This window comes from Caproiciproducens sp. NJN-50 (assembly GCF_004103755.1).
GTDB lineage: Bacteria > Bacillota > Clostridia > Oscillospirales > Acutalibacteraceae > Caproicibacter.
Genome location: NZ_CP035283.1, coordinates 2,323,960 through 2,339,531, shown reverse-complemented (window position 1 = coordinate 2,339,531; position 15,572 = coordinate 2,323,960). Strand labels below are relative to the sequence as shown.

Genomic DNA, 15,572 nt, shown 5'->3' with positions numbered 1-15,572 from the left:
AGGAACCATATGAAAATCGTTGTTTTGGACGGATATACTGAAAATCCTGGTGATTTAAGCTGGGAAGAATTTGAAAAGTTGGGCGAGCTTACAGTTTACGACCGCACGCAGCCCGAGAAGACCGTTTCCCGCCTTGGCGACGCGGAGGCCGTAATTACAAACAAAACCCCTATTTCGGAACAGACGCTGGCGGCCTGCCCCAACCTGAAATACATTGGTGTTCTGGCTACCGGCTACAATGTCGTAGATACGGCGGCGGCACAAAAACGTGGTATTCCGGTGTGTAATATTCCAACTTATGGGACGGCCGCAGTTGGACAGTTCGCTATTGCCATGCTGTTGGAAATCTGCCACCATGTCGCACATCACGATAAGGAGGTGCATCAAGGCCGCTGGAGCCAATGCCCTGACTGGTGCTTCTGGGATTATCCTCTAATTGAGCTTGCCAATAAGACCATGGGTATTATCGGCTTTGGGAAGATCGGGCAGACGACAGGAAAAATTGCTAAAGCAATGGGTATGAAGGTCATCGCGTACGACGAATATCCCAACCCGCAAGGGAAGAGCCTTGCCGAATATGTCTCACTGGACATACTTCTGAGCACTTCGGATGTGGTTGTCCTGCACTGCCCGCTATTTCCTTCCACGCAGGGCATCATCAATAAAAACACCATTGCGAAAATGAAAGATGGCGTGATTCTCCTCAATAATTCACGTGGTCCGCTGATCGTAGAGGAAGACCTGGCAGAAGCGCTAAACTCCGGCAAGGTGTATGCTGCCGGCCTGGATGTTGTTTCAGTAGAGCCGATTCAAGAGAACAACCCTCTTCTGAAAGCTAAAAACTGCCTGATTACACCCCATATCTCTTGGGCACCGAAGGAAAGCCGCCAACGCTTAATGGATGCTGCTGTCGCGAATCTAAAAGCATTTCAGGAAGGAAAACCCATTAATGTTGTGAATGCGCGTGATATGCTTTAAGTGGAAAATCAGTTTATGAGGAAATATTCTAATCCCGGATTCCTTTAGAGGGACGATGAGTTCGTCGGAAATCTGTGAGATCGTGGGCGTTCCGTCAAAGCCGCAGACACGGCTGCACAGATTGTTTCCATTCCCGTTGCAGGCGGCGAGAGGGAAGTGTGAACGACTTTTTGACTGCGTTTATCCAGTGGGAGGTACGCTTTCTCAAATTTTCAAGATCGACCTTTCGGGGCTTTCTCCCTTGCTTCGAAAGGTGAGGATTGTGGCCATGTGCGATGTCGACAATCCGTTGTTTGAAAAAAACGGCGCGGCATATGTGTTTGGTCCTCAGAAGGGGACTGACAAAACGATGGTAAAGTTCCTGGATTCCGGACTCAGGCATCTGCCGCAAGTCATTTGCGAACAGCTGGAGCGGGATATTTCACAGCTTTCCGGTACCGGTGCTGCTGACGGTATGGGGGCATGGTAACTTTTTTCGGGGCGAGCCTTCAGCCATGAATTGACACTGTTTTGGATACGGTGAATTTTGAGAGTTTGGCCGCCGGTGCAGATTTTATTTTCACGGGGGAGGGCCGGCTTGATTCACAGAGCCTTCGGGGTAAGGTAATGATTGGTGTCGCGCGATTTATTGCACTTTTTGTATAAAATAGTTTGGCGGGTATAATAGAAACTTCTTTCGCATAATGCCCTGCAAATTAGCCTTTGGCGGCTGTGTTTTCCGTAAAAATACAGCCGTCTTTTTATTTTGGGCATTTTATTTCTGATTAAAAAAGAGCTGCCGATATCATAATATTTTATTAAAATTAAATAAAATATATTGACTTTCTACAGAACGTCTGATATACTAAAAATTACAAAATTGGTACTACGTACTATGTATTTTACTTGTTTTTTTACATCGTTCACATCACATCATTCACAATTGAATTGAAATATAATACATACTACGTAGTATGAATAGGAGGCGATGTAGCAAGAACAGCGAAAATCGGTTGATTATTTGCAGGACACATGGTTCGAAACGGCTGAGATTTGATTTTTCCGTGGTGTGGTGGCGGTATGATGCCGGCTTTGCCTACCCGTTTTTCTGAAGATAGGAATAGGCATCACCCCAACCCGTATCCGCTTTGAACAAATTTGTGAGATGCTGCAAGACCTGGAGAAAGTAAGAGAAAATTTAAAGATTGTTTAGGGAGGCAGTTACATGAAAAAAGCACTGGCGACGGTTCTTGCGATTTCCATGGCACTTTCTATGGGAGCCTGCTCAACATCAAATAGCGGTGGAAATTCAGCGGGTTCTCAAACAAACCAAAATTCGCAGGCCGCAAAGGCGGATTTCCCGGTTCGGTCACTGCAGAATATTATCCCGTTTAGCGCGGGCGGCGGTACGGATGTTTGGAACCGGGCTTTGATGAACCAAATGAGCAAAGCGCTCGGACAAACAATCGTCTCCACAAATATGACGGGTGGCAGCGCGGGCTCCATCGGTGTGGATTATGCCTGGAAAGCCAAGCATGACGGCTACACGCTTTGCGGAACATCTGAAACTCCTCTGACAATTCCGATTATGACGACTTCCGATCAGACTTCGAAAGACTGGAAATTCTTTATTGCGGCTGGCTCGCCGGGTGTACTTTGTGTCAACAGAAAATCCAAATATAAAAGCATGGACGAAATTCTAAATGCTCTGAAAGATAAGCCCCAAAGCGTTTCTATTGCCGGAACAACTGGAGGGCTGTGGTTTGCGCTTGCAAAATTGTTCGATTCTTACGGCGATGTGCCATTTAAGTGGGTCCCCTACAATGGCTCGGGGGATGCCATTAAAGGTTCGGTTTCATATGAAGCTGACTGCGTTTGCGCTTCCGCGGGCGAGGTAAAGGAGTTTGTCCGCAGCGGCGATTTGATCCCGATTGCGGTTATGGATAACGATGACTGGAATTTCCCTGAATTTGGAACAGTGAAAGCAGTTTCTTCCTATGTTCCAGCTCTCAAGCAATACCTGCCTCTGAAACAGTTCCTGGGCTTCATGGTTCCAGCCGACACGGATTCCGCGGTTGTTGACGTTTTAACAGACGCTTTTGACAAGGCAATGAAAAGTGACGAGATTAAAAAGTTTGCTGATGAGCAGCTGTGTACGTTGTATGGGCTGACCGGCGACGAAGCCAGCAAAATGGCGGCCGACACAGAAAGTAAGCTCTGCTGGGATCTTTATAACATGGGACAGGCCAAGTTCAGTCCTGAAAAATATAATATTCCGAAGCCCTGACCTGCTTTTTCCTGGTTTATTAGTGGGAGCGGATACTTTGGCTTTCCGCTCCCCCGATTATGGTAACCTTTTGACGGGAGTGTAGATCGCATGAAAAAAGAGACCTTACGTAAAGTCGATCTGGTTTTCAGCTTAATATTGATTATCGTCTCCGTGGGGACGATGCTGGAATGCGTCCGGATGTTTTTTAATCCGTTTGAAAAAGATTTTGCAAATGAAGTAAGTGGGAATGACGTAAAGGATGCCATTCTGTACTGGTATACGTCTCCCGCGTTTCTTCCCGTTATTATTGCGATAGCTATCATGTTCTGTGCAATAATGCTGTTTCGGCTTGCGCGTAAATCCGGGGCGAAATTCGACTTTTTTACAAAAGAAAAAGCAGTGGAATTTATTAAAAACCCGGAGACAGCGATTGCGGTTTTCGTCATTGGAACGATAGCCGTTTATATTCTGTGTCTGATTCCTGCTTGCCGTCAGATGTTTGATGTTTTTCCGCACTTTCAAGGATTTCCGTTTATGATTGCCACCTTTATTCTTTTGGCGGTGCAGATGGTAGTCTTAAACGAGAAAAGCCTTAAAAAAATAATGATATCTCTTCTTGTAGCAGCGGTTTCCTCAGCAGCGGTCACTTATTGTTTTGGAACTCTGGCAATGATTCCTCTGCCGTAAAACCGGTGCTTTTTGCATCCGACTATCGCCGAATGATAGTACACCCCTTCCCCAAATGACTCTCGGAGTTACAAGGTCCTTACGGTGCCCTTCTCGGAATCACCGTAAATATATTTATGAGGAGGATATCTCTTTGCAGAATTTGGTTGGACTATTTCAGCAGTTTATCACACTGATGGACATTCGGCTCCTGCTTACTCTGTTGCTGTCTACATTTCTCGGCGTGATTATCGGAGCATTACCGGGTCTCTCCGCTACCATGGGGATCGCACTTTTAACAGGTCTTACCTACCAATTCCCCATTTCCTATACTTTTGCGGTGCTGATGGGCATTTATGTAGGAGCAATTTATGGGGGCAGCATGTCTGCAATTCTTCTAAATATTCCCGGTACCGCTTCAGCGGCCGCAACAGCTTTGGAAGGACACCCCTTGGCACTGCAAGGAAAAGCGGAAACCGCAATTAAGGTGACGCGGACCGCCTCTATTATTGGTACTTTTGTCGGCGTTTTGGTTCTAGCCCTAATTTCTCCGCCCATGACCCAAATTGCGTTAAAATTTACTAGCCCTGAGTATTTCATGCTGGCACTTTTCGGCGTCATGATCTGCGGATCGATTGTAACAGATGACATTCCGCTGAAAGGTTGGCTTGGAGGTATGCTGGGTTTATTAATTGCTATGATAGGAACGGACAGCATGCAGGGTGCTCCTCGGTTTAATTTCGGCAACAGTGATTTACTGAGCGGCGTCAGCATGGTTCCTGCCATGATCGGTTTTTATAGCATACCGGAAATTATTAAGGCATTCGTTCCTCATAAGGAAGAAGCTGAGGTGAGTTTGGCAAGGGATACTGCGCAAGAAAAGCTAAACAGCCTAAAGGTGGTTATCAAACATATCCGCGTAGTCATCCAGTCTTCTTTGATCGGTGTCGGCATTGGAGCCCTGCCAGGGGTAGGAGAAGATGTAGCGGCCTGGGTTTCTTATAATACCGCCCAAAGAACAAGCAAACATCCTGAAGAATATACGCATGGTTCTTTTGAAGGCATTATTGCGCCTGAGGTTGGAAATAACGCGGCGATTGGCGGCGCTTTGATCCCCATGCTGACCCTTGCGGTTCCAGGCTCTCCGCCGGCAGCCGTGCTGCTGGGTGCGCTAATGATTCACAATATCCGTCCCGGGCCAATGCTTATGCGCGACAATCCGACTTTTATAAACTATATTTCCGCTCTGCTTTTTCTTTCCGTTCTGACATTGTGGATCGCGGGAATGTTTCTGGCAAAACCCATGTCAAAGATTCTAAAGGTGCCGAAAGTTTATCTGATGCCGATCGTAGGGGTCCTTTCAATTGTCGGAGCGTATGCGATCAACAATAGATCCTTTGATATTTTGATTGTCCTGATTTTCGGCGTTTTCGGATACTTTTTAGATAAGATGCGGTATTCACCTGCACCAATTATTTTGGGAATCATTTTGGGCAATATGATTGACTCCAATTTCCGCAGAGCTCTGACGGTCAGTTCTGGCAATCCCGCTGTTTTCTTCACCCGCCCTATCGCTTTGCTGTTTTTCTGTATCATTGTGCTTACCATCGCATTTCAAATCAGGAAAAAGCCGGATAATTCAGCTGCACAATAATGATTATGGTTGAGGAAAGCAAAGCTGAAAAATAATTTTATTGGAGAGAAATATAAATGAAGAAACTTTATACCATTAATACCGTTAACAATTTCATGGAAATTATTTTTAATCCATTTGGCAAACCGTTTGCACAGAAAAATCCGAATATCGAAATTTATAATATTATGGATGACAGTCTGCTGAAAGCGACGCGTGACGACAATGGGATGACCCCGAAAACGGCTTCCCGCATGTTGAATTATGCAAAGGCGGCGGAAGCCAGCGGAGCTGACGGAATTCTTGTTACCTGTACCTCAGTGAATGAAGCTACAAAGATTATCCGCCCGTTGCTGAGCATACCGATGATCAATATTGAGGAACCTGTGGCGGAGACGGCGGCAAAGAACGGTAAGCGAATCGGTGTTCTGGGAACCGTGCCGACCAGTCCATCTGCCATTGGACGTGTCATTCTGGAAAAAGCAGCGGAGATGGGTAAAGATGTGGAACTCGTCAATCGTGTTGTAGACGGAGCCTTTGATTTACTCTGCGCCGGTGATCGCGCGAAGCATGATGAGATGGTCTGTGAAGCTCTCTATCAACTCCAAAGTGAAGTGGATGTTATTGTGTTTGCGCAGATTTCCATGAGTCTGCTTTCTCATGATCCGCTGAATGTCCCGGTTTATAAGATCGGCGAATCCGGGTTTAGCAAAATTAAAGAATTGATGGAGAGGTAAGGAGCTGATAAGAATGGCGAACGCGCAAAAAATCCGGGAGTTGGAAGCGCGAGCAAAAGAAGTGCGGAAAAACATTATCACCATGATTTATCAGGCGCAGTCAGGCCATCCGGGCGGATCTCTTTCCGCAGCCGATATTATGACGGCACTATATTTCAGCGAGCTGCGTTTGGACCCTAAGAATCCGAAAGATCCGAATCGAGATCGTTTTGTCCTTTCAAAAGGCCATGTATGCCCTGTGCTTTACACTTGCCTTGCCCTGCGGGGTTATTATGACCTTTCCGTTTTATCGACCCTGAGGAAGGAAGGCTCAATCCTTCAGGGGCATCCGGATATGAAACGTTGCCCCGGTGTCGATATTTCCACGGGTTCTTTGGGGCAGGGCCTCAGTGTTGCGGCCGGCATGGCGATAGCGGGAAAGCGCGACCATAAAGATTACCGTGTGTTCTGCCTTTTAGGCGACGGAGAGAGCGATGAGGGCCAGATCTGGGAGGCGGCTGAAACCGCTTCTAAATATCAGTTGAATAACCTGATTGTGTTTCTGGATCGGAACCGTCTTCAGAATGATGGCGTATGCGCGGAAATTATGCCAAACCTTGATCTTGAAAAAAAATTTGAAGCCTTTGGCTTTGAGAGCTATACCATTAACGGACATGATATGAAGGAAATTCTGAATGTTCTCGACAAGGTGCGAGACAGCGAAAACAGCGCACCGAAATGCATCGTTGCCGAAACGGTCAAGGGTAAAGGTGTCTCTTATATGGAAAACGTTGTGATGTGGCATGGCATGGCCCCCAATGAAGAACAGTATCTTCGGGCAATGCAGGATTTGGAAGGAGGATTTTAAATGCGCGAATCCCAAAAATCCGTCGCCACCAGAGAAGCATACGGCGATGAAATTCTGGCGCTGGGTCGTAAGAATTCCAATATTTACGTGGTGGACTGTGACATCGGAAAATCTTGTAAAACGCTTGATTTTGCAAAGGAGCTGCCGGAACAGCATATAAATGTTGGCATTGCGGAGCAAAACGCCTGTGGCGTTGCCGCCGGTCTGGCAACCTGCGGCAAAATTCCGTATATAACCACCTATGCCGTGTTCGGCAGCATGAGAATGTGTGAACAGATTCGCCAGGAAATTTGCTATCCGAAGCTTAATGTCAAGATTGCGTGTTCCCACGGTGGGCTGACGCCGGCGAACGACGGTGCGAGCCATCAGGGAATTGAGGATATGGGAATTCTCAGAACGATTCCTAATATGACAGTGATTATGGGGTGCGATTATAACTCTACCCGTAGATTGATCCGCGCCGCGGCTGAATACGACGGCCCTGTCTATTTACGCTTTACCCGGGACCCCATCCCTCAAATCTATAATGAAAATGAATCCTTTGAAATCGGCCGGGCAAAAAAATTGATGGACGGAGACGATATTACCATCATTGCGAACGGAGATGTCATGAGTGTCGCACTGGCGGGAGCCAACCTTCTCTCTGACAGGGGAATCCACGCTTCGGTGATTGACATGCATACCATCAAACCATTGGATACGGAAGCAGTTAGAGCTGCTGTTGGGCGAACCGGAAAAATTATCACAGTTGAGGATCATAATATCATTAACGGGTTAGGCAGTGCCGTCTGTGAGGTGGTTGCCGATATGGGTAAGGGAATTGTGCGCAGAGTCGGCATTCAGGATCGGTTTGGAGAATCTGCCCCCTATAATCGTTTACTTAATAAAAATGGCATCACTGCTGAAAATATCGCGGCAGTGGGACGGAAACTGTTTTGTTAAAATAAAAGGAGAAATGGACGCGTGATGATTACGCATGTTGTTTTTTTTAAAATGAAATCTGAAGCACTTGGAAAAACAGGAAACGAGAACGCCCAGGAGCTTGCTGAAAAATTTCAGAAAATTAGCGAGAAGATTCCGGGCGTGATCTCGACTGAAACCGGACATAACTACAACCGGGAAGAGCGGTTTTATGATATGTGCCTGAATCAGAAATTTGAAAGTAAAGAAGCATTGGAGAAGTACCTTGTACATCCCTTGCACTTAAAGGTACGCGAATTCGTATTTCAGGTAATTGATCACAGAATAGTTGTCGATTATGAATTTCATTGACTGAAAGGAACTAAAAATTTTCTATTATCAATACTCTATAGTCTATCGCTTTATTTCATTTTGTGTTATAATTCAAAAAACAATTGCAAATGGGGAAATTAAAATGGCTATAGAAAATAGGCATGACGGCGTGCGCGCTTCGGAAAAAAAGACTGTCGTACGTCAGATTATTGAATATATGCAAAAACAGATTATTAAAGGTTATTATAAACCTGGAATGAAAATTCCAAATGAATATGAACTGATCAGCGAATTGCAGGTCAGCCGCAATTCGCTGCGGGAAGCTATAAAAATCCTTACGACGATGGGGATTATGGAAATTCGACGCGGGGACGGGACTTATGTTTGTTCTCAGTTGAATCAGTCTACATTCGACACTATTGTCTACAGTGTTATATCAAAACTAAGCAGTAACACTGAACTGCTGGAGCTGCGCGAAGTACTGGATGATGCAACCGTGCGCATGGCAATTCGAAAGACCTCTCCGGATGATGTCGCTCAACTGAAGGAAAATGTTCAATCTATGGCAGAGGCTGTCAAAAAAGGTCAGTATGAATTAGCGCAGGAAATGGATTATCAGTTCCATATGTCTTTGATTGACAGTTGCCATAATATTTTTTTCGGTTACATTCTCAAAGGGGTTTACAGTATTTTTCAAAGCTCTATCGGCGAGACGGTCAAGTTGGAAAAGATTGATTCTAAAGCCCCTCAGTATCATCAGAGGATTATAGATTGTATAGAAACGAAAGACTTTGAACACGTTCATGAAGTAGTTGAGGATTCTTTGCAAAGCTGGCAAAAACTCATTTAACCTTTAAAACGACACCGCGGATTTCATTGCAAAGCATGACCGTAATAAACAACTTCTGAAAGAAGGCCGATAAACTAATCCGCCGGAAATGTACCGGCGGATTAGTTTTGTTTGTCAATTTAAAATAAAGTGCTGACTTAGCCGGCGAAACCGGAGGCGGCCCAGCCGAATAAAAAGGCCCCGCTAAAAGGGGGACAAGTTTGACACGACCTTCAGTTCCTTAACTTGATTTTATCCAGTTCGTTTTCCTTCAGGAGAGCAGGTTTTTTGCTGACTGGTCCCGACTGCTTTACGTCGATTACGCAGCTGGTTTCGTACAGAACCATTCGGCGTCGGCAGCAGGTTCGGTTCAGCGTTGTTATGAAATGCCCTGTGGACGCGAGGTGTTTCTTCTGCGATGGCGGCTAGCCAACGTCCCTTCCGGGATTTGCCGAGAGCTTCATTTATCGACATACAAGGCTAATTTATCTGATTTGTCCTTTTACGGCACAGAGAATCAATTCCGCACACCGGTCTATTCCGATGCCGCTGTCGATAGATAAATGGTAGTTGTGCGCGTCGCCCCATTCCGCACCGGTATAATGGTTATAGTAGCTTTCCCGGGCCGCATCGTTGTTCCGTACCGCCTGCTCCGCATCCTTCGCCGGCAGCCCGTATTCCTCGACGGCCCGGTGGACGCGCTGCTCGAAAGGTGCATGGATAAAAATGTGGATGCAGTTTTCCTTATTCCGCAGAATATGGTCCGCGCACCGCCCTACAATTACGCAGGAACCCTTGCCCGCGATCTCATCGATTACTTTGCTTTGTGCAAGAAAGACCTGATCGGGAATCGGCATATATTTGCGGCCGATGTACAGCCCGTATTCAAAGCCCTTCGTCATTTTTTCCTCGGACTGCTCGACGGTTCCCACGGATAATTTCGCATGTTCCGCGGCCAGCCCGATGATTTCCCTGTCGTAGAAAGGAACGTTCAAAGCCTGGGCCACCCTGCGGCCGATCATGCGTCCTCCCGAACCATATTCGCGGCTGATGGTAATGAAATATCCTGCGTTCTCAGTCGTTTCCAAAAGGGCAGCCGGCACTCCCGTGGCCTTGTCTTCCGCTCGTTTCGTCCGCCGCACCAGTATCTGCGAAATGACCAGATGGCACAGCTCGCCGGCTAAGAAGGAAAGGTAAAGCCCTTTGCCGTTAAACAGAAAAACGGACAGCAGCAGAAACACCTGTATGAAGCCGACGCAGCGCAGAAAAGAAATCAGGGCGGCATAGGCGTTCCGTTCCGTGGTCTGGAAAAAGAGGATATTCATCAGCGTAACCCCTATTGCGATATGCGCCGTCGGGTACAGGCGGAGCATATGGACCGTCAGCGCCGTCAATTCGGAATTGCCCGAATGGAACAGGAAAACGATCCCGTTTCCAAAGGCGATGCAGAGGCCGACCAACAGCACCGGGGCAATGATATTGATGCGTATGCCGAGGCGATATATGTGGGAAAAGGTATTCCGGTCGCCCTTGCCATGATAAAAGCTCATCAGGGGCTGTGCGCCCTGCGTGACACCCACAAGAAACATGTTGATAACGGCGCACACATAGCCTACGATGGAATAGGCGGCAACACCAAGCGTCCCGACAGTGTGGATGATTGCGAGGTTAAAGGAAACGGTGACGGCGGGCAGGCTGAATTCCATCAGGAAAGTGGCAAGACCGTTGCTGAATATCCGTCTGATATCGGCAAGATCAAAATCCGGCCTCCTGATCCGCAGCAAGCCCCTCTTCCGTGCAAAATGGGTTATGTAGAATGAGGTTTCTATCAGCAGCCCTATGCCGTTTGTGATCGCCGCCACCTCAACACCGTAATGCAGAATGAGAATAAAGATGACGTCAAGGACCGCGTTGATGACAGCGCCCGTGACGGAAGCCGCCATGACCAGCTTGGGAGCGCCGTCGTTGCGGACAAAAACAGAGACACCGAAGGTTACCATCTGCAGCAGCGAAAAAGGCGCCAGCCATTTCAGATAAGCGGTGACGGAGGGAAGAAACACTTCGTTGCTCCCCAGCAGCAAGGCCAGATTTTCGCGGAAGAGGAATCCCACCAGGGCCAGTACGACGCCAATCACGGCGGATATGACAAGACACTGGCAAAAGATATTATTGGCTTTTTCCTTTTCTCCCTGGCCTTTATAAATAGAATAAATATTGGCGCCGCCTATGCCGATCAGCATCGCCAGCGCAATCGTGACCATGCCGTAAGGAAACGCGATGTTGACGGCACCGAGCCCGATCTCGCCGATTCCCTGCCCGACGACAACGCCGTCTAAAACAGTGTAAAGGGATTGGACGAGCATTCCTATAACGGATGGAACCACATACCTGACAAATTCTTTGTTGATTTGCTTAAAACTCGCGTTTTGAGTTTCCATATTACAGTCCTCCTGAAACAAGTCTTGCATAAAATCAAATTCTCCTCATTCCTTTGATTTTTCCCTCCAAACATGAAAAAGGCCAGATAAAATACCGGGCAAAACCCGACATCTTATCCGGCCTTTTAATCAAAGCCCTCCGATGACACTCTCAAATCAAAGTGTGATTTGAGTTCGCTTTACTATAACATTAAATGCAAAAATAGTCAATCGATGGATTATCTGAAGGCGGTTGTCCTTCAACCTGAGTTTGCATTGTTAGGCAGAGAATACACTTTTTAAAGAAACCAGGCGCGAGTTTCTTACTAGGGGTCGTTTCCCGACATAAGGTCCCAACTATATCCAGATGTCAAGGCCCTAGCTTCATAGAGAGACGGATATGTGCTCGTGTAATCGGATTATGTTAGATGAATGATATTTTTCTGCCGGCTTTACGTGCGGGGATTTCATCCTTGCATTTCTTATCGGTAATACAGAAAAACATGGTATCTCCCCGTGTTTGAGTTTATTAAAACCCATGGCCGACGCCTTGAATAGATCATGCTCTTTATAGTAGATACCGTTCAGATCTTTTGCTTTGGCCGATTAATTGTTGTGGATATTTTCACTAATTTCATTTACACACTAAATGCGCAAAATTGACAAACTTTGAAGGCGGATCGTAATTTTACTTGCTTACAGAAAAAAATTTGTGTTATCATTTTTATAGAAAGAGGAGGTAATATCAATGAAGCGTATTATATCCGCTTGTTTAGAACAGACGATCCACTTTCAGTTGAAAGAGGACGTCGGTCATGATGCCGCGGTCCGGAGCGTCAAAGAAGAATTGGATAATTATAAAGTTAAGTTGGAACGTAACCGTACAAAATATAAAATTGTTGAGGAAGTTACGCAGCCTGATGAATCCGTCGTTATCAAAATTAAGAAGCAATATAACAATCACGACTGTGGAGAATATTTGGCCTAACTTTATCTTGATAGTCAAAAAAATGCTCTGATAAACCGAATAATACATATGCTTTAGCATAATGCGAAAGGACAAGGCAGATCTGCCGTTGTCCTTTTATTTACAATCGGAAACTTTTAGGAGGATAAATGCAGGTTACATCCCGATTTCTGCAAAATCAGATTTTGCGTTTTATTTTGCACGTTTAAGGGATGTTTAAGGGATGCTCCCTAAGTCGTAGAGTGCAAATGAATCAATCGATCCCATCCAAAATTTATGATTGTGACAGCCATCGCCACTGCTCACGTCCTTTAAAATTTAAGCAGTTTAAGATTTATTATTTTAGGTATGTGATCAACGGCTTCATAAAAGAACCTTTCTTACTTGACACCTATTTGGTCCATTCAAAAATTTTCAGAACATTAAGTTTTCAATGCGACTTATTAAAGTACGACCTAAAGCGGGCCCTTGTACCTTTAAGAAAATAAGTCTTTTTAATTAAAGATGCGAACCACGCAGCGGAAGGTCCCCGCGTGATTCGCATTATAGTTGCAGCTCTTGTGATATTTACCTGACAGCTATGACCTCTATTTCCAGTTTTGCATTTTTCGGGAGTTTTCCCACTTCAAATGCCGCTCTTGTGGGATACGGTTTCGCAAAGTTTTTTCCATACACTTCATTCATAGCCGCAAAATCACTCATACTGTCGAGAAGCACCGTAGTCTTTACGATATTGGAAAGGTCCATATTTGCTTCTTTCAGGATTGCTCTAATGTTATCTAGCGCCTGCTGTGTAAGAACCTTCACATCATCGGAAGGAAACTCACCCGTGGTTGGATCAATTGGGAGTTGACCTGAAACATATACGGTATCTCCTGTCTGAATTGCCTGTGAATACGGTCCTATTGCAGCCGGTGCGTTCTTTGTTGAAAAATTCTTTGTCATTTTTAACCATCCTTCTTTACTATACATTATTTTTGGGCAAGAACCCCATTAAGATCTCTCGTTTTTGTACCATCTGGCAGAATAAATAACGGAAGGCCGATCATTCCTTGATCTTTCGCTTGCTGAAATAACTTATCCGAATCTTCTGACCAAATCGTCAAAAACTCCTTCAAATCTGCAAGATTGGCTGAGATGTCCTTAAAACGAAATTGTATTCCCTTATCCTTGCACTTTATAATAGAATACAGTGTATTAGGACAAAGATGACTCCCGTAAATAATTAGTGAATCCATAATACTCTCCTCCGAAAATTTATTTTTACCTGGACAGATATTCCAGCCATTTCCTTTTTCTGTCCAGATGCCTTTAAAATTTTCACATCAGTCTTTTCTATGCTTATTCAGTACTCCCTTTAATCTCAGAAGGGCTTCTTCCACATAGCGGGTCGGGCATGCCAGATTCCAGCGCTCAAATCCTTCTCCCGGTGTACCGAATATGTAGCCATCATCAAAGAATAACTTGCCTTCCGTGCGAAGAATCTCCGCCAGATGTTTATAATCAATACCCAAAGGACGGATATCCATCCAGAGTAAATACGTACCTTCTAGCGGCGTAACAATCACTTCCGGAAATTCCTTTGCCATGAAGTCCACAACGGTCTGACGGTTATGGTCTATGACAGCAAGTGCCCGATCAAACCACTCTCCACACTCTGTATAGGCCAGTCTGGTTGCTTCATAACCAAGAATATTGCTCTTCGGATTTACCTCATCCAGAAGTTGCTCGGCATGGAACGCATCGCGCAGTTCTTTATTAGGTATAATAACACAGGACGTCTGCATACCCGCTAAGTTAAAGGATTTGGAAGCTGCCGTCATAGTGATGGAGTGCATTGCAAATTCTTCAGAAATCGATGCAAATACCGTGTGATGATATCCCGGCATAATTAACCGGACTTGTCATCAGCACAAAGGGCTGGGAAAAACGAAGTGTCAGCGAACCCCAGTCCGAGACGGTTGTGCGCGGACCACGCGAGGGTTTCACCGAAAATCTGCGCACCAATACGTCGCTGATCCGGCGTAAGATCCGCAACGAACATCTTCGCGTGGACCATATGACTGTCGGTCGAAAAACCCAAACCGATATTTGCCTGATCTATTTAGATGGCGTAGCCGATCCCCAAGTGGTGGATACAGTCAAATACCGCATCGGCCACCTGGATGTGGATTCGATCTTGGAATCCGGTTACATTGAGGAATATATTGACGATGCGCCGTTTTCTCCATTTGCAACCATAGGATACAGCGAGAAACCGGACGTGGTCGCGGCGCGTATTCTGGAGGGCCGCACTGCTATTGTGGTGGACGGCACACCATTTGTGCTGACGGCGCCAATGCTGTTTATCGAAAGTTTTCAGACGGCCGAGGATTATTATACGCGTCCGTTGTATGCAAGTCTGACGAGAATTTTGCGCTTTGTCGCGTTCCTCATCGCCGTGTTTGGTCCCGCTGTTTACATCTCTCTGACCGCCTTTCATCAAGAACTGCTGCCCACCACGTTGTTGTTTACTATAGCCAAAGCACGCGAAGGAACGCCATTTCCCGCTTTTGTGGAAGCGTTAATTATGCTATTCGCGTTTGAAATTCTTCGGGAAGCTGGTATCCGGCTGCCGCGCCCGGTCGGACAGGCTATCGGCCTCGTGGGCGCGGCGGTTCTGGGCGCGACGGGCGCGGGCATATTCGGCAGCTTGAGCGAGGGTGTGGAGAACATGGTTCACATCACCGGCAAGGTGGAACCCGTCATGAAGAATCACGAGATATATACCGACTGCTTCGGCGTGTACAAGAACGCGTTCACCGCGTGGAAAGACGCGAAGATATACGACAAACTGAGCGCCGTTTGTTTAAAGCATTGGGGATGACGGTTCAATTGTGAATAATAGGGTCTGCATCTAAAATGAGCAAATGACACAAAATAAACGGCGGTTGATGTTTAGAACATTTCTTTCAGAATGTCTAAATATCAGCCGCTGTTTTCTATGTCTGACCCTTTATTCACGCGGGTTTGGACAC

17 protein-coding genes are annotated in these 15,572 nt (G+C 46.1%); 13 read left to right on the top strand and 4 right to left on the bottom strand.

Annotation, left to right across the window (positions count from 1 at the left end):
- Window positions 1–9: 9 nt before the first annotated feature.
- The 11 genes from EQM14_RS11305 (at window position 10) to EQM14_RS11255 (ending at window position 9,192) form a co-directional block, all read left to right on the top strand.
- On the top strand, window positions 10–978 hold the full coding sequence (locus EQM14_RS11305; protein WP_128743137.1) for a D-2-hydroxyacid dehydrogenase: 969 nt from the start codon (window positions 10–12) through the stop codon (window positions 976–978).
- A gap of 55 nt (window positions 979–1,033) precedes the next feature.
- A complete protein-coding gene (locus tag EQM14_RS11300; protein WP_128743136.1) occupies window positions 1,034–1,447 on the top strand; it encodes a glycerate kinase in 414 nt (137 codons plus the stop codon).
- 41 nt (window positions 1,448–1,488) lie between these two features.
- Window positions 1,489–1,623, top strand: coding sequence for a glycerate kinase (locus tag EQM14_RS17025; RefSeq protein WP_164919054.1), 135 nt, complete (start codon window positions 1,489–1,491; stop codon window positions 1,621–1,623).
- A 559-nt stretch (window positions 1,624–2,182) separates the two neighbouring features.
- Window positions 2,183–3,244 carry a tripartite tricarboxylate transporter substrate binding protein gene (locus EQM14_RS11290; RefSeq protein ID WP_128743135.1) on the top strand — a complete coding sequence of 354 codons (1,062 nt, stop codon included), beginning with the start codon at window positions 2,183–2,185 and terminating at the stop codon, window positions 3,242–3,244.
- A 90-nt stretch (window positions 3,245–3,334) separates the two neighbouring features.
- Window positions 3,335–3,913: a tripartite tricarboxylate transporter TctB family protein gene (locus EQM14_RS11285; protein WP_128743134.1), complete on the top strand. Its 579-nt coding sequence runs from the start codon at window positions 3,335–3,337 to the stop codon at window positions 3,911–3,913.
- A 133-nt stretch (window positions 3,914–4,046) separates the two neighbouring features.
- A complete protein-coding gene (locus EQM14_RS11280; RefSeq protein WP_164919053.1) occupies window positions 4,047–5,546 on the top strand; it encodes a tripartite tricarboxylate transporter permease in 1,500 nt (499 codons plus the stop codon).
- Window positions 5,547–5,602: 56 nt separating this feature from the next.
- Window positions 5,603–6,262: an aspartate/glutamate racemase family protein gene (locus EQM14_RS11275; RefSeq protein ID WP_128743132.1), complete on the top strand. Its 660-nt coding sequence runs from the start codon at window positions 5,603–5,605 to the stop codon at window positions 6,260–6,262.
- A gap of 13 nt (window positions 6,263–6,275) precedes the next feature.
- A complete protein-coding gene (locus EQM14_RS11270; RefSeq protein ID WP_128743131.1) occupies window positions 6,276–7,109 on the top strand; it encodes a transketolase in 834 nt (277 codons plus the stop codon).
- Window positions 7,110–8,051, top strand: coding sequence for a transketolase family protein (locus EQM14_RS11265; protein ID WP_128743130.1), 942 nt, complete (start codon window positions 7,110–7,112; stop codon window positions 8,049–8,051).
- A gap of 24 nt (window positions 8,052–8,075) precedes the next feature.
- The gene (locus tag EQM14_RS11260; RefSeq protein WP_243112817.1) at window positions 8,076–8,381 is read left to right on the top strand and encodes a Dabb family protein; all 306 of its coding nucleotides are present in this window, start codon (window positions 8,076–8,078) and stop codon (window positions 8,379–8,381) included.
- Window positions 8,382–8,484: 103 nt separating this feature from the next.
- Window positions 8,485–9,192, top strand: coding sequence for a FadR/GntR family transcriptional regulator (locus tag EQM14_RS11255; protein ID WP_128743128.1), 708 nt, complete (start codon window positions 8,485–8,487; stop codon window positions 9,190–9,192).
- Window positions 9,193–9,656: 464 nt separating this feature from the next.
- Here the strand turns inward: EQM14_RS11255 and EQM14_RS11250 are convergent, their stop codons facing one another.
- The gene (locus tag EQM14_RS11250) at window positions 9,657–11,609 is read right to left on the bottom strand and encodes a cytidylate kinase family protein (RefSeq protein ID WP_128743127.1); all 1,953 of its coding nucleotides are present in this window, start codon (window positions 11,607–11,609) and stop codon (window positions 9,657–9,659) included.
- A gap of 727 nt (window positions 11,610–12,336) precedes the next feature.
- On the opposite strand from EQM14_RS11250, the gene EQM14_RS11245 reads away from it, so the two are divergent.
- On the top strand, window positions 12,337–12,576 hold the full coding sequence (locus EQM14_RS11245; protein WP_128743126.1) for a hypothetical protein: 240 nt from the start codon (window positions 12,337–12,339) through the stop codon (window positions 12,574–12,576).
- A gap of 546 nt (window positions 12,577–13,122) precedes the next feature.
- Here EQM14_RS11245 and EQM14_RS11240 read toward each other — a convergent pair.
- The 3 genes from EQM14_RS11240 to EQM14_RS11230 form a co-directional block, all read right to left on the bottom strand.
- Window positions 13,123–13,500 (bottom strand): RidA family protein, encoded by a 378-nt coding sequence (locus EQM14_RS11240; protein ID WP_128743125.1) that lies wholly within the window; start codon window positions 13,498–13,500, stop codon window positions 13,123–13,125.
- Between the two features lie 26 nt (window positions 13,501–13,526).
- Window positions 13,527–13,793, bottom strand: a complete 267-nt coding sequence (locus EQM14_RS11235; protein ID WP_128743124.1) for a glutaredoxin — start codon at window positions 13,791–13,793, stop codon at window positions 13,527–13,529.
- A gap of 87 nt (window positions 13,794–13,880) precedes the next feature.
- Window positions 13,881–14,444, bottom strand: a complete 564-nt coding sequence (locus tag EQM14_RS11230; RefSeq protein ID WP_128743123.1) for an aminotransferase class I/II-fold pyridoxal phosphate-dependent enzyme — start codon at window positions 14,442–14,444, stop codon at window positions 13,881–13,883.
- A gap of 17 nt (window positions 14,445–14,461) precedes the next feature.
- Here EQM14_RS11230 and EQM14_RS11225 point away from each other — a divergent pair, with 17 nt between their 5' ends.
- Window positions 14,462–15,421: a spore germination protein gene (locus tag EQM14_RS11225; RefSeq protein WP_128743122.1), complete on the top strand. Its 960-nt coding sequence runs from the start codon at window positions 14,462–14,464 to the stop codon at window positions 15,419–15,421.
- Window positions 15,422–15,572 lie beyond the last annotated feature (151 nt).